The organism is Cystobacter fuscus (assembly GCF_002305875.1).
Lineage (GTDB): Bacteria > Myxococcota > Myxococcia > Myxococcales > Myxococcaceae > Cystobacter > Cystobacter fuscus_A.
Map to the genome: position 1 here is coordinate 5,285,860 of NZ_CP022098.1, position 22,738 is coordinate 5,308,597.

Annotated in this window: 14 protein-coding genes; 5 read left to right on the forward strand and 9 right to left on the reverse strand. The window is 68.5% G+C overall.

Annotation, left to right across the window (positions count from 1 at the left end; all coding sequences use genetic code 11):
- The first annotated feature begins 100 nt into the window (after positions 1–100).
- Both CYFUS_RS21745 and CYFUS_RS21750 read left to right on the forward strand, forming a co-directional pair.
- Complete coding sequence (locus CYFUS_RS21745) at positions 101–640, forward strand: hypothetical protein (protein WP_232537703.1); 540 nt, start codon at positions 101–103, stop codon at positions 638–640.
- 234 nt (positions 641–874) lie between these two features.
- Positions 875–6,151: a trifunctional serine/threonine-protein kinase/ATP-binding protein/sensor histidine kinase gene (locus tag CYFUS_RS21750; RefSeq protein ID WP_095986964.1), complete on the forward strand. Its 5,277-nt coding sequence runs from the start codon at positions 875–877 to the stop codon at positions 6,149–6,151.
- 23 nt (positions 6,152–6,174) lie between these two features.
- Here the strand turns inward: CYFUS_RS21750 and CYFUS_RS21755 are convergent, their stop codons facing one another.
- From CYFUS_RS21755 to CYFUS_RS21785, 7 genes are all read right to left on the reverse strand, one after another.
- On the reverse strand, positions 6,175–7,176 hold the full coding sequence (locus CYFUS_RS21755; protein WP_095986965.1) for a hypothetical protein: 1,002 nt from the start codon (positions 7,174–7,176) through the stop codon (positions 6,175–6,177).
- Positions 7,177–7,179: 3 nt separating this feature from the next.
- Positions 7,180–8,298 (reverse strand): AAA family ATPase, encoded by a 1,119-nt coding sequence (locus CYFUS_RS21760; protein WP_095986966.1) that lies wholly within the window; start codon positions 8,296–8,298, stop codon positions 7,180–7,182.
- Positions 8,295–9,464 (reverse strand): DUF262 domain-containing protein, encoded by a 1,170-nt coding sequence (locus tag CYFUS_RS21765; protein ID WP_095986967.1) that lies wholly within the window; start codon positions 9,462–9,464, stop codon positions 8,295–8,297. Before CYFUS_RS21765 ends, CYFUS_RS21760 begins: the two co-directional genes overlap by 4 nt.
- Positions 9,465–9,644: 180 nt before the next feature.
- Positions 9,645–11,465, reverse strand: a complete 1,821-nt coding sequence (locus CYFUS_RS21770; RefSeq protein ID WP_095986968.1) for a tyrosinase family protein — start codon at positions 11,463–11,465, stop codon at positions 9,645–9,647.
- Complete coding sequence (locus CYFUS_RS21775) at positions 11,462–12,163, reverse strand: YebC/PmpR family DNA-binding transcriptional regulator (protein ID WP_095986969.1); 702 nt, start codon at positions 12,161–12,163, stop codon at positions 11,462–11,464. Before CYFUS_RS21775 ends, CYFUS_RS21770 begins: the two co-directional genes overlap by 4 nt.
- Positions 12,164–12,248: 85 nt before the next feature.
- Positions 12,249–14,402, reverse strand: a complete 2,154-nt coding sequence (gene ppk1 / locus CYFUS_RS21780) for a polyphosphate kinase 1 (RefSeq protein ID WP_095986970.1) — start codon at positions 14,400–14,402, stop codon at positions 12,249–12,251.
- 78 nt (positions 14,403–14,480) lie between these two features.
- Positions 14,481–15,068 carry a hypothetical protein gene (locus CYFUS_RS21785; RefSeq protein WP_095986971.1) on the reverse strand — a complete coding sequence of 196 codons (588 nt, stop codon included), beginning with the start codon at positions 15,066–15,068 and terminating at the stop codon, positions 14,481–14,483.
- 686 nt (positions 15,069–15,754) lie between these two features.
- On the opposite strand from CYFUS_RS21785, the gene CYFUS_RS21795 reads away from it, so the two are divergent.
- A complete protein-coding gene (locus CYFUS_RS21795) occupies positions 15,755–17,092 on the forward strand; it encodes a hypothetical protein (protein ID WP_232537704.1) in 1,338 nt (445 codons plus the stop codon).
- A gap of 124 nt (positions 17,093–17,216) precedes the next feature.
- The gene (locus CYFUS_RS21800; RefSeq protein ID WP_095986974.1) at positions 17,217–18,101 is read left to right on the forward strand and encodes an NAD(P)-dependent oxidoreductase; all 885 of its coding nucleotides are present in this window, start codon (positions 17,217–17,219) and stop codon (positions 18,099–18,101) included.
- Here the strand turns inward: CYFUS_RS21800 and CYFUS_RS21805 are convergent.
- Both CYFUS_RS21805 and hutH read right to left on the reverse strand, forming a co-directional pair.
- On the reverse strand, positions 18,091–19,767 hold the full coding sequence (locus CYFUS_RS21805; protein WP_095986975.1) for a hypothetical protein: 1,677 nt from the start codon (positions 19,765–19,767) through the stop codon (positions 18,091–18,093). The genes CYFUS_RS21800 and CYFUS_RS21805 overlap by 11 nt on opposite strands.
- A gap of 42 nt (positions 19,768–19,809) precedes the next feature.
- The gene (gene hutH, locus CYFUS_RS21810; RefSeq protein ID WP_095986976.1) at positions 19,810–21,336 is read right to left on the reverse strand and encodes a histidine ammonia-lyase; all 1,527 of its coding nucleotides are present in this window, start codon (positions 21,334–21,336) and stop codon (positions 19,810–19,812) included.
- Positions 21,337–21,508: 172 nt separating this feature from the next.
- On the opposite strand from hutH, the gene CYFUS_RS21815 reads away from it, so the two are divergent.
- Entirely contained in the window at positions 21,509–22,738 is a 1,230-nt protein-coding gene (locus CYFUS_RS21815; protein ID WP_095986977.1) for an aspartate kinase, read from the forward strand.

Here is a 22,738-nt window from a genome sequence, read left to right on the forward strand (position 1 = left end):
AGGAGTCCTTTCGTCCCATTACGATGTTGGCTTTGAAAAGGCTGAGCCCGTCAACCGGGCGGACGCGCCACGTTGCCTGCAGTGCGGCGACATCATCGGAATGTTGATCTGGCTTCCCCCCTACCGGGTCAAGCTGGAACTACACGGAGAGGAACTCGGGGACTTCATCGATGGTGTGGGTTACGAATTGCTTGTCTCCGAGCGGTTCGCGGAAGCCTTCCGCGCCGAGGGGCTCAGCGGACTGGAGGGCTTCCATCCCGTCGAGGTCGTCCGGGTGCGCCGCATGACGAAGCGGTCTCGCCAGCCCCTCACCGTGCCTCGCTACTTCGTCGTCTGGCCCTGCTTCGGCCGGGCGGCGGTGGACCTGGTGCTCAACCGTGTGCGTGTCTCCTCGCCGCCAACCTGCACCGAGTGCCGCGCGACGGGCATCGACGCCACCCACGGCTTCGTCCTGGAGCCGGGCACCTGGGCCGGAGAGGACATCTTCCGCCCTCGCGGCATGCAGGGGCGGGTGGTCGTCTCCGAGCGGTTCAAGCGCTTCGTCGAGCGGCACGGGCTGACGAACATGCGGCTCACGCCCACCGAGGACTTCGTACGAGATCCCTCGAATCTCGGACCCGCTCCCCTGCCCACGACGTGAGCCCGCGAGGACCCGTCGAACAGGATCTGGAGATGGAGGGCATGACCGGCATCGACCTCGCGGGGGTCCAGACCGGGCGAGGGAGCGGCCTGGCGATGGAACACGGCCCTGGGTGGGTTGCCTCGGGGTGAAGTCCGTGCGGCCCACGGTCATCCAGGGTAGGGAAGGAGCCAGGGAAGTGCGTCACCGCCTCGAGTGCTCCCTGCGGTAGGATCCCGTCTCTCCCATCCCGGCATGAACATTCCAGGCTACACCCTTCGAGGGGCTTTCAGGTCCACGGGCACCAACCGGCTCTTCCACGCGGTGAGCGATGCCGATGGCACGTCCCTCATCCTCAAGACGCCCCTGTCTTCCGGGCCGGATCCGCAGGCGATCGAGCGCTACCGGCGTGAGTTCGACATCCTCCAGAGGCTGCGCGACGTGCGCGGCGTCTCGCGGGCACTGGGCTGCGAGGTGCTCCAGGAGCGTCCGGTGCTCCTCTTCGAGGCGGTGGAGGGCGAGCCCCTGTCCGCGCTCGTCGGCCGCCCCTTCGAGCTACTCCGGGCCCTGGAGCTGGCCCTCTCCCTGGTGTCCACCCTGGCGGAGGTCCACCGCCACGGCGTCATCCACAAGGATCTCAAGCCCGCGAACATCGTCGTCACCCCGTCCGGGGACACCTGCCTCGTCGACTTCGGCGTCGCCACCTTCCAGCTCGTCGAGCACGTGGAGGCCGCTCCCGCCACGCTCATCGAGGGCACCCTGGCGTACATGTCTCCGGAGCAGACCGGGCGCATGAACCGCGCGGTGGACCACCGCGCCGATTTCTACTCGCTGGGCGTCACCCTCTATGAAGTGCTCACGGGCAGCCGCCCCTTCCAGGGTCGTGACGCGCTCGAGTGGTTCCATGCCCACATGGCCCAGGCGCCCCAGCCCCCGCTGGAGCGCGTGCCGGAGCTGCCTCCCGTCCTGTCCGCCATCGTCCTCAAGCTCATGGCCAAGGTCGCCGAGGAGCGCTATCAGAGCGCCGAGGGGCTCGCGGCGGACCTCGCGCGGTGCCGCGAGCAGCTCCTGCGCGGCGTGCACGAGGACTTTCCCCTGGGCGAGCACGACCACCCCTCGCACTTCCAGCTCCCCCAGCGCCTCTACGGGCGCGGCTCCGAGGCCGCCGCCCTGCTCCAGGGTTTCGAGCGCGTGGCCCAGGGTGGGCGGCCCGAGCTGTTCCTCGTCCGGGGCTACTCCGGCATCGGCAAGTCCGCCGTGGTGCACGAGCTGCACCGGCCCGTGGTGCGCCAGCGCGGCTTCTTCCTCAGCGGCAAGTTCGATCAGCTCCAGCGCGACATCCCCTACGTCACCCTGGCCCAGGCCATCCGCGGCCTGACGCAACAACTGCTCGCGAGCACCGACGAGGAGCTCGCGCGCTGGGGCGCGCGGCTCAACGAGGCCTGGGAGGGCCAGGGCCAGGTGCTCGTGGACGTGGTGCCCCAGCTCGAGCTCGTCGCCGGCAAGCAGCCCTCCGTCGGCGAGCTGCCCCCCGCCGAGGCCCGGCACCGCTTCCAGCTCGTCCTGCGCAAGTTCCTCGGCGTGTTCGCCACGCCCGAGCACCCCCTCGTCCTCTTCCTGGATGACTTGCAGTGGGCGGACCTGGCCAGCCTCCAGCTGCTCCATCACCTGCTCACCCACCCGGAGACACCGCCGGTGCTGCTCATCGGCGCCTACCGGGACAACGAGGTGGACGCCTCGCACCTGCTGGCGCAGACGGTGGACGGATTGCGCGCGGCCGGGGCGCGGATGACCGAGCTGCACCTCGAGCCGTTGACCCTCGAGGAGGTGCGGCGCTTCGTCGCGGACGCGCTGCCGGGCGCGGGGGACGAGGTGCTCGAGTCGCTGCCGGTGCTGGCGCTCGAGAAGACCGGCGGCAATCCCTTCTTCCTGCAGCAGTTCCTGCTGACGCTCCACCAGGACGGGCTCCTCGTCCGTCTGCCCAAGGGCCCGTGGCGTTGGGACGCCGCCGCCAGCCGCGCCCGGGGCTACTCCGACAACGTCGTCGACTTCATGGCCGGCAAGCTGCGCCAGCTTCCCCTGGGCACACAGCACCTGCTGCGGCTCGCGGCGTGCGTGGGCAACTCCTTCTCCCTGGAGCTGCTTCGCCTCATCTCCCACATGGAGGAGTCCTCCGAGGTGTCTCGGGGCCTGGAGCCCGCGCTCCAGGAGGGCATGCTGATGCGGACCGGGCCGGGCGAGCAGTTCCGCTTCCTTCACGATCGCATCCAACAGGCGGCCCAGGCCCTCATCCCCGAGCCACAGCGCAAGGCCGTGCACCTGCGCATCGGCCGCCTGCTGCTCGAGCGCCTGCCGCCCGAGACGGTCCAGGATCAGCTCTTCGACATCGTGAGCCACCTGAACGCCGGGATGGAGCTGATCGACGAGCCGGCGGAGCGCCTGCGACTGGCGCGGCTGAACGCCAAGGCGGGACGCAACGCCAAGGCCACCACCGCGTTCCGCTCGGCCGCGACCTACCTCGCCACGGCCTACCGGTTGATTCCGGGGGATCCCTGGGAGGTGGAGCCCGCGCTGACCTTCCGGATCCAGCTCGATCGGGCCACCTGTGAGTTCATGAGCGGCAAGGCCTCCGAGGCCCGCCGCCTGGTGGAGGAGCTGCTGCCCCGGGTCCGGACGCGCACGGACACCGCGGCCGTCTACCGTCTGAAGAGCAGCATCCATGTGGCCGCCAGTGAGATCTCCGCGGCCCTCGTCTGTCTGGTGGAGTGCCTCACCCAGATGGGCATCCCCATGTCCGCGAGCCCCTCGTGGGATGAGGTCCTGGCGGCCAACGAGGAGGTCTGGGCGCTGATGGAAGGGCGGTCCATCGAGAGCCTGCTCGAGCTGCCTCGCATGACGGACCCGGACATCGAGGCGGCGATGAGCGTGCTGGGCGCCATGTTCGCGCCCGCGTACTTCACCAACACCAAACTGCTCATCGTCAACCTGTGCCGGATGGTCTGCCTGAGCATCCACCACGGGCTCAATGGTTCGGCCGCGCAGGGCTATGGCTGGTACGGCCTGGTGCTGGGCTCCATCTTCAAGCGCTACCAGGAGGGCCATGCCTTCGGACAGCTCGCCGGGGCCATCGTCGAGCGGCATGAGATCTCCACCGTTCGCGGCAAGATCCTCTACATCCAGGGCACCCTCAGCGACTGGACCGAGCCCCTCGGCAACTCCCTGGAGCTCATGCGCAGGGGCTTCCATCACGCGCTCCAGGCGAGTGATCTCCTGATCGCGAGCTACTGCTGCAACCACATCGTCGCGGTGCGGCTCATGCTGGGGCACCACCTGGAAGAGGTGGACCAGGAGTCGGTCATCCGTCTGGCCTTCGTGCGCAAGGCGAGCTTCCCGGACGTGCAATCCGTCGTGCATCACCTCCAGCGCTACGTGCGGCAGTTGCGCGGCGTCTCCCCGTTCGGCTCGCTGACGGGGGAGGACTTCGACGAGGCCACCTTCGAGGCCGGGCTGACGCCCGCGCGCATGAGCACCATGCGCTGCTGGTACTGGAGCTTCAAGATGCAGGCGCGCTTCCTCGCGGGCGCCTGGGCCGAGGCGCTCGAGGCGGGCAACCGGGCCGCCGAGCTGGCCTGGGCGTCGTTCTGTCAGATCCAGGTCCTCGACTTCCACCTCTTCCATGCCCTGAGCCTGGCGGCCTGCCACGCGAAGATGACTCCGGAGCAGCGCTCGAGGGCGAAGCAGACCCTGCTCCAACACCATCAACAGCTCGCCGAGTGGGCCGCCAACCAGCCCGCGACGTTCCGGGCCCCGGAGCGGATGGTCTTCGCGGAGCTGGCCCGCATCGAGGACCGGGAGGGCGAGGCCCTGCGCGCCTATGAGGAGGCGCACGACTCCGCGCGCGCTCTCGGCTTCATCCAGCATGTCGCCCTGGCGTGCGAGCTCGCCGCCCGCTTCTGGTACGAGCGGAAGCTGAAGACGCTCGGGGACTCCTACGCGCGCCAGGCCCGGGACGCCTGGTCGCGCTGGGGCGCCCACGGCAAGGTCCAGCACCTGGAGGCCCAGTGGCCCCACCTGGCTTCCTCGCCGGCGGCCACCGAGCGCGCCGCGGAGACGGATTCCACGAAGATCGACGCGCTCACCGTGGTCAAGGCCCAGCAGGCCGTCTCGGGGGAGATCGTCCTCGAGCGCCTGGCGGCCACGTTGTTGCGAGCGGCCATCGAGAATGCCGGAGCCCAGCGCGGCGCCCTGTTGCTGCCGCATGGCGACAAGCTCTCGGTGGTCTCCATGGTGGGCTCGTCCCCCGAGGACTCCGCCGCCGGAGCGGACGAGTCCCGGCTGCCCTGGAGCCTCATCGCGTATACCCGGCGTACCCGCGAGCACGTGCTCATCGGGGATGTCTCACATCCCCATCCCTTCTCGTCGGATCCCTGGCTCGAGCGAGGTGGGGCCCGCTCGGTGCTGTGCCTGCCCTTGTTGCGCCAGGAGGCGTTCCGCGGCGCGCTGTATCTGGAGAACGGGCTGGCCACCAATGCCTTCACGCCCTCGCGGCTGGCGCTGCTCGGGCACCTGGCCTCCCAGGCCGCCATCTCCATCGAGAACGCCCGGCTCTACGCCGAGGTCCAGCGGGCGGAGGCCGCGCTGCGCGCCGCCAATGACGAGCTGGAGAAGCGAGTGGAGGAGCGCACGCACGAGCTGAAGCAGGCCCAGGCGCGGCTGGTGGGCGCCGCGCGCGCGGTGGGCATGGCGGAGGTGGCCGCCAACGTGCTGCACAACGTGGGCAACGTGCTCACCAGCGCCGTCGTCAACCTGCAGAGCATGACCGAGACGGTGAATGTCTCGCGCATGGGCCGGCTCAAGCAGATCTCCACCTTGCTCGATGAGCACCAGGGGGACCTGGCGGACTTCCTCACCCGGGATCCGCGTGGCCTGCAACTGCCGGCCTACTTCTCCGCGCTGGGCAACGAGCTGCTGCGCGAGCAGAAAACGCTCCAGGACAGCATGGGCGCCATGAGCAAGCATTTGGATCACATCCGGGTCATCGTCCAGGTGCAGCAGTCCTACTCCCACGGCACCCTGCTCACCGAGGAGTGTGAGCTGTCCCAGCTCGTCGACGACGCGCTGAGCATCCAGTTGCCCTCGCTGCAGCACCACGGGGTTTCCGTCACCCAGGAGCTCGTCAGGCTTCCCCGGGTGAGGCTGGACAAGCACAAGGTGTTGCAGATCCTCGTCAACCTCATCAGCAACGCCAAGAACGCCATGGACGGTCTGCCCGAGGGGCGGCGGCACCTGCGCGTGCGGCTCTGGGCCCAGGACGACCGGGCCTGCATCCAGGTGGTGGACACCGGCATGGGCTTCACGCCGGAGATTCGCGAGCGGCTCTTCTCCCAGGGCTTCACCACGCGTGAGGGAGGACACGGCCTGGGCCTGCATTCCAGCGCCCTGGCGGCGAAGCTGTTGGGGGGTCGGCTCACCCTCGAGAGCGAGGGGCCCGGCCTGGGCGCCACGGCCACCCTGGAACTGCCCCTGGGGTGATGGGGGGCTACATGCCGGAGGAACTACCCGTCACCCGGGAGCGGCAGGTGGTCGCGGAAGATGGCCACGATCACCTTCCCCTTCGAAGCGGTAACGGGCGGGTGGATGTGGGCACGGTTGACATGGCCCTCAAACTTGTAGTGCCACTCGCAGTAGAGCGTCTGTCCCCCGAGTTCCCGCTCCCTGGCTCTTCGGCATACCCCGTCGGCACGGACGTTGGGTTTCTCGGGTGCAACATCGAATGCCCAGTGGATGAACCGCTGCTGGATGAGTTGGTTCGTAACCGGTCTGCGCTCCTTGTCGCCTGGGACGGGCTCTTCGGGCGAAAGCCGACCGGTCTCGTCGGTGAAGACCCATGCCCCATGGTCGTCGAGCACAGCGAGGAAATGGTGGAGGGATTGCCTGATGCGCGCATAGCCTCCTTCGAAGTGGCCGAGCTCGCTCCATACCCCCTTTAAAAACATCAGGACGGGGAATGCGTGTGGAGCGAGTGCTTCCAGCCCGGCCTCGTCCACATGCTCGACTTCCAGGGTGTCACGAAAGAAGGCGCGATGGGACGGTTCGTCCACGACGAAGTGGATTCGCTCCTTGGCTCCAGCAACGATCACCTCGCACGGACCACTCCAAGTTCCCGGTAGGGGGAGGCATGCGGTGGCCTGGCGCCTTCCCACCCGTGCGTGCACGAGCGCGGCAGAGGGTGACAGGACGTCGCTGCCTGCGATGTTCACGTCGATGGCGGGCCAGGCCATCTCTTCGTCCCAGTACTGCATCATGTTGAGATGACCAACCACCCGCTGGCTCACCTCGAATGGAAGGTTCAATGGCGAATCCTGGTTCCACAAAAGGTCATTCAGCGTGTATGCGCCAAAGACCTGTTGCTGGAGCAGTTCTCTGCTCGCCAGGTAGGGTTCCTCCCGCTCGTAGGCGATGTCCAGCCGATCCAGGAGTTGCTCGATTCGCTCGATGTATGTCTCCCGGTTCTTTCCATCCCAAGCCCAGCTTGACTCCTCCAAGACGAAGCGCATCGGCTACCTCGGGGGACTGCGTCGCACCCGTGCCAGTGCGGCTACATCGAGTTGGTACTGGTCGAAGAACTTGCGCGGCCAGTCACTCAAGCCACCAGCAGGCGTGAATCGGAGGGTGGAGCGCTCCGGCTGACCACCGGCCTGCATGTCGAAGAAGTGGACGAGTGCCTGGTCTGCTCCCAAGAGCTGGTGTTCTCCGATGGCGCGGCGGATGCCATTGAGTACATGGTCGCTGTGCGTCTCCACCAGCACCTGGACTCCGTCTCTCGCCAGGGTAGCCAGGAAGGTGCCCATGCGGGACTGGCCCGCTGGGTGCAGGTGGGCCTCGGGGTTCTCGACGATCAACAACCCGCCCGCAGGTGTGAACAGCCCGGCCAGTACAATGGGAAGGCTGTAGCTCACGCCGAAGCCCATGTTGGGCGCGCGCACCCAATCGCCGCCTGGAGTGCGAAAGCGCAGTGCGGTGACAGAAGTGTTGGGGAACCAGTCTGTGTTGATTTCAGTAGGGCGGGCGATGTCAGACAGCCAGGCCTCGACCTGGTACTTGAGGAAGGCATCGACGTCTCCATGCCGCTCGGGGTGCATCCGGCCTGGCGAGACCTTTTCCTTCAATCCATGGAGGGCCAGCACCTGGGCACAGAATTCGCCCCGGACGCCGACACTCAAATCGTCTGCGGGCCTGGCGCTGGCGCCCAGGACATCCCGCGGGCCGAGTCGTTCGGCGCAGAGGTAGGTGAATGCCCGGTGGGGGCCGCCCAAGGCTTGAGGCACCTGTTTTGGGGGATCTTTGATGGGCAGGTGGAGAAGTGTCTCGTCGCGTGCATCCAGAAGGAAGCGGACCTCCGTCCCGTCATCCATGAGCATGGAGAGCACGATTTCCGAGGTATCGACAGCCGTGTGGAGGTTGAGCACGTCCTGTGCGCTGCCCAACTCCAGGCCGAAGGGCCCATTGAGTGGCACGGTGCGCGCTCCAGGGGTGCTGGCCTCTCGGGCCAGGAGCAGGGCCTGGATGACCGTGGTTTTTCCTGCCCCGTTCAATCCGGTGAGGACCGTGAGGGGAGCCAGGTCAAGCGAGCAGGAGGCAAATCGCTTGAACCCGGTGATCTGGAGTGTCGTGATCATCCGGCGGCCTTCTTGAGGATATCGCGTGCCACCTGGAAGCGGAGCTTGACCTTGGAGATGTCGCCAGTCCCCTGGCTGACCGCAGCATTGTAGTCGTAGTCCCCCATCCGCTTGCGCGCGGCCTTGATGATGGCTTCCTGGTTCGGCTTGAGCTGTTCGGGCTCGTAATCGGCCAGCGCGACCGCCCAGCTCTCGAACAGGGCTCGGTTGATGGGGCCGCGTCGGGTTGCCCCGAGGCGGTACTTGCGGAATGCGGTGTTGCCAAACACCGCATTCGCGGTACGCATCGCACGATCGAAGTCCGCGGAGAGCTGGGTGATGGCATCCTCGGAAAGGTTCTGTCCAGAGGGATGGACACCGTCCACCCGGCGAGTGAAATCGAGCAGGAAGGAGTCCAGGCTGTTGAACTCGCGGTAGTCGTTCAGGTTCAGCAGGGAGCGGAAGGCGCAGAACCGGAGGACTACCTCCCGATCAGCCATGCGCCGCTCATGGCTGAATGCCTCATCCGTCGCCTTGTGGAAGGAGGGCAGGGCTGTCAGCGCCTTGAGCAAGTCGCGTGAGCGCTTCCGGCTCATGCAATGCCGGATTTCCTGGGCGGTGAGCGGACTGCCTCCTGTGTTGATTCGCCGGAAGACATCGAACTTGACGTCATCAGGCGTCTGCGGCTCGATGACGTTGACGAAGATTTGCGTTTGATGAAAGCGCCGTCGCAGGACCACATCGAGGTCGTTGAAGGTCTGCCCCTCCAGGTGCTTGAGGTACTCGAGATCCGAGAGGGCTTCTCCACCGGTGGCGAAGCGGTTGATGGTGGTGAGGCGCTGCACGCCATCGACCACCTGCATCGCTCCTTGAAAGTCTTGGTTGAAGTAGAACGCAGGTAGCGGGATGCCCAAGAGCACGGACTCGATCAGCCGCGACCTTTGGGCCGGCTTCCAGACGTAGAGGCGCTGGAAGTCTGGCGCCAGGTCGATGTCGCCGTCCTTGATCATGTCCGCCACCTGACGGAGGGAGAAGGGTTTCGTGCTGATCCGGATCCTGGAAGGATCCCACGGCTTTGTCTCCGATGGCCTCTCCCCGACGTCCTCCACCTCGACATCCGTGGCGTCGTTCTCGAAGAACTCCTGCTTGGGCTCCTCAGGGTTCTCCTGCGGCTTCTCATCGGCCATGGGGTCCTCTCTCTCTTCGTGCGCTTCGCGACCGGTGGAGATAACAGCGCCGACTACACCTTGTCGACCTCCAGGCGACAGCGCTGCCCGCCATCAGGTCTGCTCGCGGCATGCGCCCCCAGCTCATGGCATGAATGACGAGCAGAAGGTGCAGGCCGTCCGTGCTCCACTGAATACTCCTCAGCCCTCCTCGTGGATGAGCCAGATGTTGCGCGTGGCGACGTCGGGCCGCTTGGACAGATCCACGATGCGCTGACCCGGGGCGAAGGGTCGGTTGAAGGGGTAGCCCCACTCGCCCGAGGTCTCCGTCTCCTGGGCCTCGCCGGTGACGGTCACCTGGAAGCGGAAGAGCATGCCCTCGCGCCTGCCCCGGGGCAGCAGCAGGTGCGCGGGCCAGCCTCGCTCCCGCACCACGGACGCCAGGCGGGACGGACGGAAGATGACCGCGCGCTCCGAGGGCCGCAGCGTATGGACGAAGCCATCCATCTCCATCCACATCCGACGCTCGTCCACGAAGGGCTCGGCCACCAGGTGGATGCGCACCGTCACCCGCTGCTCGCGCGGCAGCAGGTTCTCCATCCGCAGGAAGTAGGAGAAGGGCTCGTGCTCCAGCCGCGGCTTGAGCACCTCCGAGCCATCCGGCAGCCGCAACGGGCGCTGCGCCAGGTGGGTGTGCAGCACGTGCGTGGTCATCGGGAAGGAGGGGGGCCTCCCGTCCCAGTGCTCGCCGCCGAACTGCTCCTCGCCCCAGCGCTGCCCGTCGAAGTCCGGCGAGCCCAGCCCGGGCACGTCCTTGTCCAGACACAGCAGCAGGTCCGGGCTCTGGTGCATGGGCGCCGGACCCTCGGTCATCCACGCGCGCATCCGCACCGGGGTCTGCTCGGACAGGTCGTGCGGAGCCTCGTGCGTGCTCCGCCAGGTGTCGAGGATGTCGTCCACGTGGCGGTGCCAGCGGTAGAAGAGCGGATCCCTCGCCGCCGTGGCCGGAGCGGCCAGGACGCCGGGCAGGCCACTCTTGTCCCTCGGCGAGCGCAGACAGGCCAGGAGGAGCTGTCCCATGTGGTGGTACGAGCCATGGGGACCGAGCGGGTCACGCCAGGCCTCGCCATCGAGGGACGCGGGCGTGGACTCGACCGTATGGGCGAGCTGCTCCACGCTGTCGATGTCGATGGGCGTGTCCCCATGCCACATCAGTCCCGAGGAGGCCGCGGCGCAGAGCCGATCCCTCCGGGTGGCATGATCCTCGACGCCATAGCCGGGCACTCCCTGGAGGCTCAGCCCGGGAGGGCGGGGCGCGAAGCCGGGCAGGCGGGAGTCATAGGCCTCGTTGAGGGGCGCCGTGAAGTCCTGCAGGGGCGCCGTGCGGGGCATGCCGAACGACAGGCGCTCCGTGTCGTAACGGGCGAGCAACTGCTGGTGCGTGTGCCAGAACGCCTCCGCGTGCCGCTCGGGGAGCACGCGCCGGGAGGGTTGCGTGGGGTCCGGATGGCCGGCGGCCGGGTACCGCATCCGCCAGGTCTCCACGGCCTCGTTGAGTCCGGCGTCCTCGCGGAAGTAGTCCAACCACACCTCCGCGCCCGGGACGCCCGGCGAGCCCTTGCGGGGCGGCATCGTCCTGCGCGAGGGCAGCACGAGGTGGGGGGCGCGCTCGTGCAGCGGGGGCACGGTGAGCTCGCGGCCCTCGGGGTGGTGGGCGAGGAAGAGGCGCAGCGCGTACCGCACCCACTCGGGGTCTCCCCGCCGCGCGCCCTCGTTCGCCGCGTCCAGCACCGCCGCGAGTCCCGCCTCGCCGGGCCGGGCATTGGCCAGCGCCATGAAGTGGGCGGCCGTGGACAGCGCCTGCTCCAGGTGCGCGGGCAGCGAGGGCAGGAAGCGATGCTCGGGAGAGGGCGGCGCGAAGAGCGACAGGCCTCCCTCGGGTGTCCGGGGGAGCGCGTGGGCCTCCGGCTCCCGGCTCGACAGCAACTCCCTCAGCCGGGTGTTCAGCTCCTCGCGGCTCACTTGAGACCGACGTAGATGTTCTGCACGTCGTCGTCCTCGTCCATGGCCTCCAGGAACGACTCGACCTCGGCGCGCTGCTCGCCCTCCAGGTGCACCGGATTCTTGGCGATCCAGGCGAGGTTCTGCGCGCTCACCGTCCAGCCCAGGCCCGTGAGGGCGCGGCTCACCGCGTCCAGATCCGTGGGCGCGGTGAGAAAGCGCGTGGCGCCCTCGTCTCCGGGCTCCAGCTCCTGCGCGCCCGCCTCGATGGCGGCCGCCTCGGCGTCGGCGCCTCCTTCCGGAGGCGCGGCCTCGATGACGCCCAGCCGGTTGAAGTCCCACGACACCGCGCCCGTGGTGGCGATCTGCCCCTTGCGGAAGAGCACCCGGATGTTGGTGGCGGTGCGGTTCTTGTTGTCGGTGAGGCACTCGACGATCACCGGCACCTGGTGGGGCGCGAAGCCCTCGTAGGTGACGAGCTCGTAGTTCACCGGCTCGTCCAACAGGCCCGCGCCCTTCTTGATGGCGCGATCCAGCGTGTCGCGCGGCATCGAGGCCTTCTTGGCCTGCTCGACGGCCAGACGCAGCCGGGGATTGGAGCCCACCTCGGGCCCACCGGCCTTCGCGGCGATGATGAGTTCCTTGACCAGCTTGGTGAACAGCCGGCCCTTCGCGGCCGCGTGCTCCGTGCGGCCCTTGTGCTTCCACTGAGCGCCCATGACAGGCGCTCCTACCTCCCGGGACGCGCCGGTTCAATATGGAACCGAGCGCTTTGTCCTGGGCCACGCGGGAGGAGCGTGCCTCTCAGGGCAGGGGCCGGCCGGTGGAGGCCTGGGCCATGCGCACCGCGCGCTCCATCAGCTCCTGCTGGGCCCAGCGCTTCTCGCCTTCCGGGGGACGGCGCAGCCAGGCGCCATCGGCCTGGAGCACCCAGGCATGGGTGTTCTCGGCGAGGCAGCGGTCGAGGATGTCGCGCACCTGGGCGACGAGGGTGGGGTCCTCCACGGGGGTGAGGGCCTCGACGCGGTGGTCGAGGTTGCGCGGCATGAGGTCGGCCGAGCCGATGTAGCAGCGCGTCTCGCCGCCGCGCTCGAAGAGATAGACGCGCGAGTGCTCCAGGAAGCGGCCGAGCGTGGAGACGACGCGGATGTTCTCCGAGACGCCGGGCACCTGGGGGCGCAGGCAGCAGATGCCGCGGATGTTGAGCTCCACCTTCACGCCGGCGCGCGAGGCGTCGTAGAGCGCACGGATCATCACCGGATCCACCAGCGCGTTCATCTTCAACAGGATGCGCGCGGGGTTCTCCGGGGTGTGCTGGGCGATGGTGCGGCGGACTTCCTCAAGCAGGCCCTCGCGCATGTTGACGGGGGCCACGAGCAGCTTGCGGAAGGACTTGGGGCGGGCGAAGCCGGTGAGGAAGTTGAAGAGGTCGGCCACGTCGGCGCCGATGTCCGGGTCCGTGGTGAACAGGCCCAGGTCGGTGTAGAGCCGGGCCGTCTTGGAGTTGTAGTTGCCGGTGCCCACGTGCACGTAGTGGCGCACCTTCTCGCCCTCGCGGCGCACGATGAGGATGGCCTTGGCGTGCGTCTTGAGGCCGGGAATGCCGTAGACGACGTGCACCCCGGCCTCTTCCAGCGCGAGTGCCCAGCGGATGTTGGTGCGCTCGTCGAAGCGTGCCTTGAGCTCCACCATGCACACCGCCTGCTTGCCGCGCTCGGTGGCGCGGATGAGCGCGGGCACCAGCGGCGACTTGTCCGAGGTGCGGTACACCGTCTGCTTGATGGCGAGCACGTCCGGATCCTCCACCGCCTCGGTGACGAAGCGTTCCACCGAGGTGGTGAAGGACTCATAGGGGTGGTGGACGAGCAGGGCGCCGCGGCGCATGGCGGTCATCACCGGGGTGACCTCGCCGTCGTCCTCCGACTGCAACCGGGGCTGGGTGACCGGCGTCCACGGCGGATCCCTCAGCTCGGCGAAGCCGGGCGTGGAGACGATCGCCATCAGGTCCGACAGGTCCAACAGGCCCCGCTCCTCGTAGAGATGCTGGGGCTCCAGCGACAGCGCATCCATGAGGGGCTCGAGCAGCTTGGGGTTCATCCCCGCCTGCACCTCCAGGCGGATGACGTCGCCGAAGCGGCGCTGGCGCAGCTCGGTCTGCACCGCCACGAGCAGATCCTCGGCGTCCTCGGACACGGTGTAGTCCGCGTCCCGGGTGACGCGGAACAGGCCCTGATCCAACACCTCCATGCCCGGGAACAGGGCCCCGAGGTGGTGGGCGATGACCTCCTCGAGCGGCACGAAGGACGTGCCGCCCTTGAGGGGCACGAAGCGCGAGAGCAGCTCCTTGGGCACCTTCACCCGCGCCACGTTCTCCGTGTCCGTCACCGGATCGCGCAGCAGCACCGCCAGGCTCAACGACAGGTTGGAGATGTAGGGGAAGTGCCGCCCGAGGCCGATGGCCAGCGGGGTGAGCACGGGGAAGATCTGCTCGCGGAAGCGCTGCTCCATCTGGGCGCGCCCCTCCGCGTCCAGCTCCTTCATGGAGTGGATGCGGATGCCCTTCTCCGCCAGCGCGGGGCGCAGTTGGCGCTCAAAGCAGTCCGCGTGACGATTGCCCTGTTCGAGGATGCGCTCGTGCATCTTGCCGAGCGTCTCGCCCGGGGTGGCGCCATCGGGCACGAGCCGGGCGACGCGGTTGCTCAGCTGCTCGTGCAACCGCGCCACGCGGATCATGAAGAATTCGTCGAGGTTGCGCGCGTAGATGGCGCAGAACTTCACGCGCTCCAGCAGGGGAACCGAGGGATCCTCGGCGAGCTGGAGCACGCGGTTGTTGAAGGCGAGCCAGGACAGCTCGCGGTTGAAGAACAGGCTGCCGTCCGACACGTCCGTGCCGGGGGGGATGACGTCGCGCTCGGCGGTCTTGCTGGAGGTGCTCTTGCTGGATGCGCGCTTGGGCATGTTGCGCTCTCTAGGTGAGACCGCGCGGTCTAGCAGAGCGTCACGGCGGGATTTGTGAACTTTGAAGCCGGGCGCTGTCTAGGAGCCAACGAGCCGCGAGGCGTGCCGCGGCTGGGGGTGCACGGCCACCTCGTACTGGTTGCCCTGGGCGTCCTGGCGGATGACGGCCCAGCCCTGGCGGGGGGGCGTGCCCCGGGCCTCGACCTGGAAGGAGCGCCGGGTGGCGCGCGTGCTCAGGAGCCGCCCCAGACACTCGGCATGGCTCTGGAGGGGGAGGATGCACAGGTCGAAGCGGTTGCCGAACTCGTCCTCACGCACCAGCGCCCAGCCATCCAGCGGCAGGGGGTGCTGCATGTCCACGCGCCAGCGCACGTGCCGCGGGGCGAGGCCCAGGTGCGCGAGCGCGTGGTCCACCTCGACATGGTCCATCCACAGGGTCGCCTCGCCCTCTTCCCCGGCGGCGTGGATGGGCAGCTCGATGAACAGCTCCAGGCCACACTCACAGGTGGACTCCCACCGGTAGCGGGGCCCGAGCCCATCGCCCTCCTCCTCGTGCACGAGCGGGCGTCCCAACCGCTGCTCGAGTGTGACACGCGACACGCTCAGGGTGCAGGCGCGCTTCTGCGTCGTCAGGGCCACGGGGCGGCGGATCGGGAGCGGCTTCATGGATTTCTCCTTTTTCGGGGTAGAGAAATCTAGTGCTCATGCACGGAGCGGCCAGGGGGGCAGGCGTGCTTCGTTCATTCAGTCACGCCCTGACGAGGGATTGTGTCCGTTGCTGGAAAGGCGTCTTGGACCCCGGGGCCAGACGCGTCCACGGAGTGGGGCGGACGGGCTCTGGCGGGGGCGAGGGTGGGTGTCCGGCGCCGGAAGTGGGGGCGTCGGGCATCTCGTGGAGGCTCAGCGGGGGTAGGGTCGTAGCCTCCCGCCTGGAGCGCCCAGCCCGAGCCCAGCACTGTCGCGGAGAAGTCCGCGTGGGTCATCCCCGGGTTCCTGGGGAGCTGGAGCCATTCATCGGTGGCCGGGTCGTACGTCGCGAGCGTCCAGTCATCGGAGAACCTGTAGTTGTTGTCCACGATCGCCAGGACCAGGCCCGAGCTCAACTCGCCATCGTCGCGGACGACATGGACAACCAACCCATCATCACCAGGGATGGGATTTGGAACTTCATGGGGTGTTTTTCCTTGGTCAATGAACCCACCCGGAGTCGGTGGGTCCCGAGCAGGGTACGACGGGGGAGTCACAAGGCGAAGGGCCGGCAAGTGTTCTGAATAAGGCGAAGGAGGTCGCGTCGGAGCACGCACGACATGGGCTGCCCACTCGCGGGCGGCGTCGGCACGAGGGATTACGCAATGCATCGCAAGAGAAGTCATGGGGGGTTGCATCTGCTGGGTACGGCGGCCGCGCTGGTGGCCGCGCTGGTCACCGGGGAGGGCCGGGCGCAGGAACAGGAGTTGCGACCCCGGCAGGAGCGGGAGCAGGAGTGGCAACAGTCCCCCTGGTCCTACGCCCTGAGCGAGAGCCCCCCGCTGCGCTTCAACGAGTCCTCCCGCTTCAACGTGCTCGCCACGCGCAACCCGGGCTACCCGCGCGCCGAGGGTGAGCGGATGGTGCTCGTGCCCGAGAACCGCTCGGGCGCCGCGGGCGCGATCTTCCTGAACAACCAGCCGGTGCAGGCGCCCTTCGCGGTGCAGTTCGATTTCAACACCTACAATCGCAAGGGAGGCGGCCCCTGGGACACCGGAGACGGGCTGGTGTTGATGTTTGGCCGACGGCCGCTGTCGCGCCGGGACGTGCTGCCCACGGGCAGTGGCCGCGCCTTCGTGACGGATGGCTCGGGCTATGGCGTGCACGTGGCGCTCTACGGGGAGGAGCGCGGGTTGATCCTCACGGACGGCACGGGGCGCGCGCTGGCCACCCGGCGCAACCCCGCCGTCTATACCCATGATCGCTGGGCGACGCTGCGCGTCGAGGTGGAGCGCGACGGCATCCGCGTCTACCTGGATGGGGCCTTGCAGATCGACTGGCGTGGCCAGGTGAACTCGTCCTTCACGGGCCTGGGCATCGGGGCCGCGACGGGGGACGCCAACGCGTTGCATGCCATCCGCGACCTGCGCCTGGCGCTCCAGCCCCGCTCCCCGCCGCGTCCTCCCGGGCCTCCTCCGCCGCTGCCGCCGGACTCCTCTCCGGACGGCAACCTGCTGATCAACGGAGACTTCGAGCAGCCCGCGCTGCGGCGGGGCAGCTTCCAGAGCATGGGTGAGCTGCCGGGATGGAGGCGCGCGGCCGGACGCACCATCGAGTTGCAGAACAACGTGGCGGGCAGCGCCGCCCAGGGCGCTCAGCTCGTGGAGCTGGATGGCCAGGACAACACCACGCTCCTCCAGGATGTCTCCACGCGCCCGGGAGCCGAGTACGAGCTGCGGTTGGCGTTCTCCGCCCGTCCGGGGACGGATGCGCGGGACAATGGCCTGGAGGTGCTGTGGAACGGAGAGGTGCTCACGCGCCTGGAGGCCAGCGGCCAGAAGTTGTCGGACACCGCCTGGACGTACGTGGTGCTGAGGGTCCGGGCGGACGGCCCCAGCTCGCGCGTGGAGCTGAGGGACGTGGGCCGCTCCACGGGCTCGGGCACGTACGTGGATGACGTGTCGTTGCGGCAGGTCTCGGGCGGCCGGGGCCCCCGGCGCTGAGCCCTCCGGCTTTCCGGCGGCGAAGGGGCGTTCACTAGTCGCCCCTTCGCCCGGGAATGATCCCGGTCTCCTCGGATTCTGGCGTGGACTGGATCGCCACGTCTCATTTCCAAGAGGAGACTTCATGAAGATCGGGTTCATCGGACTGGGTGCAATGGGCAGTGCCATGGCGGGCCATTTGTTGAAGGCCGGCCATGCCCTCACGGTGTGGAACCGCTCGCCGGACAAGGCGGCGCCCTTCGTCGAGGCGGGTGCTCGCCGGGCCGCGTCACCGGCGGAGGCGGCGGCGGGGGCCGAGGTGGTCATCTCCTCGCTCGCGGATGACGCGGCGGTGGAGCAGGTGGTGCTCGGGGAGGAGGGGCTCGCGCGGGGGCTGGGCGCCGGGGCGGTCCACGTGGGCACCAGCACCATCTCCCCCAAGCTCTCCGAGCGGCTGGCGGACGCGCACGCGAAGAAGGGACAGGGCTACGTGGCGGCTCCGGTGTTGGGGCGGCCCCCCGCAGCGGCCCAGGGCAAGTTGTTCGTGATGGCGGCGGGGGAGGCTGGAGCGGTGGCCTCCGCGCGCCCGGTGCTGGAGGGACTGGGGCAGCGCCTCTTCGTGGTGGGGGAGACGCCGCCCCAGGCTCATCTGCTCAAGCTGTGCTGCAACTTCCTCATCTTCTCCACCATCGAGCAGCTCGGCGAGGTCTTCGCCCTGACGGAGAAGGGTGGCCTGGACAGGGCCCGGGTGTTCGAGGTGCTGACCGAGAGCTTCTTCTCGGCGCCCGTGCACAAGAACTACGGCCGGTTGATCCTCGAGCGCGCCTACGGCCCCCAGGGGGTTCCGGTGACGCTGGCGGCGAAGGACACGCGGCTGATGCTCGAGGCGGGGGAGGCGCTGTCCGTTCCGCTCCCGTTGGCCTCCCTGGTGCGCGACCGGTGGCTCGCGGCCCGCGCCCGGGGCGAGCAGGACCTGGACTTCGCCGTGCTCGCCCGGCAGATCGCCCAGGAGGCGGGACTCAAGGAGTGACGGGGGCGGCGCGGGTCGGATCGAAGCGGGCCTCGCACTCGCGGATGCGCTCGTCGGTGAGGGGCTCGCGGCGGGGGGTCACCACGAACCGGCCTTCCTGGTAGCGCAGGTTGGGCTCGAAGCACTCGAAGTAGCCCGGAGGAGGCTGGCGATCATGGGCCATGGTCCGGCTCTCCCGCCTGTCGGCGCTCAAGGGCGTGCGCGCCACCACCCGGTCGTTGAGTCCGAGGTAGTCGAGGATGACCACCTCGGGCAGCACCCAGGCGGGCACGCCGACGGTCTTCCAGACCAGCACGAGCCGCGTCATCGGATCTCCGAACTTCAACTCCTCGCCGACCTCGCGCGGGGGAAGGCCCTGCTGTTGCAACTCGTAGAGGACCTTGTGCTCCTGATGTCTCAGGCCCACCAGGTGGCGGATGAGCCAGGCCTGCTGCGCATCGAAGAGCCGGGCATAGGCCCGTGCTCCGGGGGGAAACGCGTCCGCTACTGGTTGAAAGAGCTTGTTGGTGCTCGCGCGGGTCGTCAGCTCGCGCGTGCGCGCGTAGTGGACCCAGGGCAGGGGCAGGCTCAGCAGCAGGAAGAGGCCTCCCACCGCCGCCGCGGTGCGCGCCGACAACTCCAGCCACGCGAGGAAGCCCACGAAGGACACCCACAACGGCAGCACGAGGTGCGCGTAGACGCGGTACTCGAAGTGGTCCCCGCCGATGATGAGGGTGTAGTAGGCGAAGTGCGCCACGAGCACCGCCACGACCGCGACCGCGCCGGGCCGCGCGCCCACCGCGCGCACGACGCGCCGCCCGCCCAGGCTCCGGAGGACGGCCACGGTGGCGGCGATGCCCACCGCCAACCACACCCCCAGCGCGTATTCCAGGACGAACGACAGGGCATAGCGCAGACCACTCTCGGGCCAGGCCGCCACGTGCTTGGCGAAGTACGTGTTGGGGACCCACTCGCCATAGGTGGCATGGCGCCAGAGCAGGTGCGCGACATCGAGCAGCAGGGGCAGTCCGGCCAGCACCCAGCGGCCCCGAGGGGGCGTCCTCAGCAAGAAGCCCAGGGCGAGCAGCCCACTGGCCAGCACCATCAACTGCCCGTCCGGCCGGGTGAGCGCGGTGAGGGCCGCGGCGGTGCACGACACCGCGAGCGCGCGAGGCCCTCCGCCCCGGTCCAGCGCGAGCGTGGCCACGATCCAGAGCGTGGTGCAGAAGATGAAGAGGGACGTCTCCAGTCCGGAGCTCATCCACGCGAGGAAGGTCCGGTTGGACAGCACGCCCACCAGGACCGCCACCGCGAGCGCGAAGCGGTGACGCTCGAGCGAGGGGGGCAGCGCCATGCGCCACACCCAGCGGAAGCCCAGCGCGAGCGTGCCGTAGGAAAGCAGCAGCGACACGGGGTTGGCGGCGTCGGGTGGCTCCACGCCCGTCAGCCGCCAGATGCCTTCGAGCAGCACCATCCAGAGGAAGTTGGAGTAGCCCTCCACGGGGCGGAACGGGGGCGGATTCCACGTATAGCCCCAGCCCCGCATGTGATTGCTGATGTAGCGGAAGGAGATGAACGCGTCGTCCGTGAGGAACCAGAACGTGCTCCACCCCACGTAGGCCGCCCCGGCGATCAGGACGAGGACCGCCAGGCGCGAAGGACTCAGGTGTCGGAGGGAGCGCGTCATGCCGTGGAAGGTCCGGAGATCGTCCTGGGCCGCGAGGGGTGGCTAGGCGGTGGCGTGACGCACGGTCTGCAGGAGCAGGCCCGAGTCGATGAGCTCGCAGACGGCCTCGATGTCGCGGTGGATCTCGCGATCCTTCTCCATGGTGGGCACGCGGCTGCGCACCAGCTCGTGCGCGGCGCGCGGGCCCCGGCCGGCCTTCACCGGCAGCCGATAGTCGAGCGCCTGGCTGGCCACGAGCAGCTCGATGGCGAGGCACGTCCGGGTGAAGTCCGCCACCTGACGGCCCTTGAGCGCCGCGGTCATGCCCATGGACACGTGGTCCTCGCGGCCGGCGGAGGAGGGGATGGAGTCCACCGAGGCGGGGTGGCAGAGCACGCGCGACTCGGCGACGAGCGCGGCACTCGTCACCTGGGCGATCATGAAGCCCGAGTTGAGGCCCGGGTTCTTGGCGAGGAAGGGGGGCAGGTTGGACAGGGCCGGGTTGACGAGCTGCTCCACGCGCCGCTCGCTGATGGAGGACAGCTGGGTGAGCGCCATGGCCGTCACGTCCATGGCGAGCGAGATGGGCTGGCCGTGGAAGTTGCCGCCCGAGATGATGCGGCCCGTGTCGACGAAGACGAGCGGGTTGTCCGTGGCGCTGTTGACCTCGACCTCGAGGATGCGCCGGCCGAAGGCGAGCCCCTCGCGCGCCGCGCCGTGCACCTGGGGCATGCAGCGCAGGGAGTAGGGGTCCTGCACCTTGCTACAGTTCACGTGCGTCTCCACCAGATCGCTGCCCGCGAGCAGCCGCAACAGGTGGGCGGCGACGGCCTTCTGGCCCTCGTGGGGGCGCACCTCCTGGATCTCCGGCAGGAAGGGCTTGTGGCTGCCGAGCAGGCCCTCGAGCGTCATGGAGCCGGCGATGTCGGCCACCAGGGCGAGCGACTCGGCGCGCAGTTGCAGGAGCGTGCCCACGGCGCACATGGCCTGGGTGCCATTGACGAGCGCCAGGCCCTCCTTGGCCTCGAGCACCACGGGCCTGAGGCCCGCGCGCTCCAGCGCCTGGCGGGCCGGCATCCGCTGTCCCTGGTAGAAGGCCTCGCCCTCGCCGATGAAGACGAGCGCCAGGTGCGCCAGCGGCGCCAGATCTCCCGAGGCGCCCACGCTGCCGCGCTCGGGCACCACCGGCACCACGTCCTGGTTGAGCATGTCCAGGGCGAGCTTCAGCGTCTCCAGGCGGATGCCGGAGAAGCCCTTGGCGAGCACGTTGCAGCGCAAGAGCAGCAGGGCGCGCGCCTCGGGCAGGGACATGGGCGTGCCCACGCCGGCGGCGTGCGAGAGGATGAGATTGCGCTGCAGCTCCGACAAGTCCTTCTTGTCGATGCGCACCTCGGCCAGGGTGCCAAAGCCGGTGTTGATGCCGTAGGCGGGCGCGTCTCCGGCGGCCACGCGCTCCACGAGATCACGCGAGGCCCGCACGCACGTTTCCGCCTCGGGGGAGAGTTCCACGGTCGCCTCGTTGCGGGCGACCTGGAGGATTTCCTCCAGGCGGAGGGTGTCTCCATCGATCAGAAGTCGGGGACGGTACATGTGAGCAGCTCCAAGGACTGTCGGGCGGCGGTGCCGCGCGAGGGGCGTTCCCTCTTATCTCAACCCGGGCGCGTGTGCAGCCCGTCCCCTCTCCGGGACCTTTTGACAGCCCCGGGTCACCTCACTACGGTGGCCGCTCCTTAGGTCTTAAGGTGAGGAGGAATCAGCCCAGGTGGCCTTGATCGTCCAGAAGTACGGCGGCACGTCCGTCGGCGACACAGAGCGAATGAAGAACGTGGCCCGCCGCTGCATCGCTGCCCAGGCGGCCGGGCACGACGTGGTGGTGGTGGTGTCCGCCATGTCGGGAGAGACGAACCGGTTGCTCAAGCTCGTCTCCCAGATCACCGACCGGCCCAACGAGCGCGAGCAGGACGTGGTCGTCGCCACCGGAGAGCAGGTCTCCATCGGGCTCGTGGCGCTGGCCATCCAGGCCCAGGGCGCCCAGGCGACCAGCTTCCTGGGCCATCAGGTGCAGATCGTCACCGACAGCACCTTCGCCAAGGCGCGCATCAAACGCATCGAGGCGGAGCGCATCGTCGATGCGCTCAAGCAGAAGCACATCGTCGTGGTGGCCGGCTTCCAGGGCCAGGACGAGCAGGGCAACGTCACCACCCTGGGACGTGGCGGCTCGGACACCACGGCGGTGGCGCTGGCCGCAGCGCTCAAGGCGGACGCGTGTGAGATCTACACGGACGTGGATGGGGTCTACACGACGGATCCCAACGTGTGCCCCGCGGCGCGCAAGCTCGAGCGCATCTCCTACGAGGAAATGCTGGAGCTGGCGAGCCTGGGCGCCAAGGTGTTGCAGATCCGCTCGGTCGAGTTCGCGATGAAGTACAAGGTGCCGCTCTGGGTGAAGTCGTCCTTCTCGGACGATCCCGGCACGCTGGTGTGTGAGGAGGACAAGTCGATGGAGAACGTGGTTGTCAGCGGCATCGCCTACGAGAAGAACGAGGCGAAGCTCGCCATCAGTGGCGTGCCGGACATGCCGGGTGTGGCGGCGAAGATCTTCGGCACCCTGGACGCGCAGAACATCGTGGTGGACCTGATCGTCCAGACGGCCTCGCGCGATGGGAAGACGGACGTGTCCTTCACCGTGGGCAAGACGGACCTGGTCAAGGCCCGCGAGGCCGTGGAGCAGGTGGCCCGGGAGATCAAGGCCGGCGGCGTGGAGACGGACAGCGACGTGGCCAAGATCTCCATCGTGGGCGTGGGCATGCGCAACCACTCGGGCGTGGCGGCGAAGATGTTCCAGGTGCTCTCGCAGGAGGGCATCAACATCCAGGTCATCTCCACGTCGGAGATCAAGGTCTCCTGCCTCGTCCAGTCCAAGTACACCGAGCTGGCCGTGCGCGCGTTGCACACCGCGTTCGGTCTGGACAAGCCCACCACGGTGGGCTGA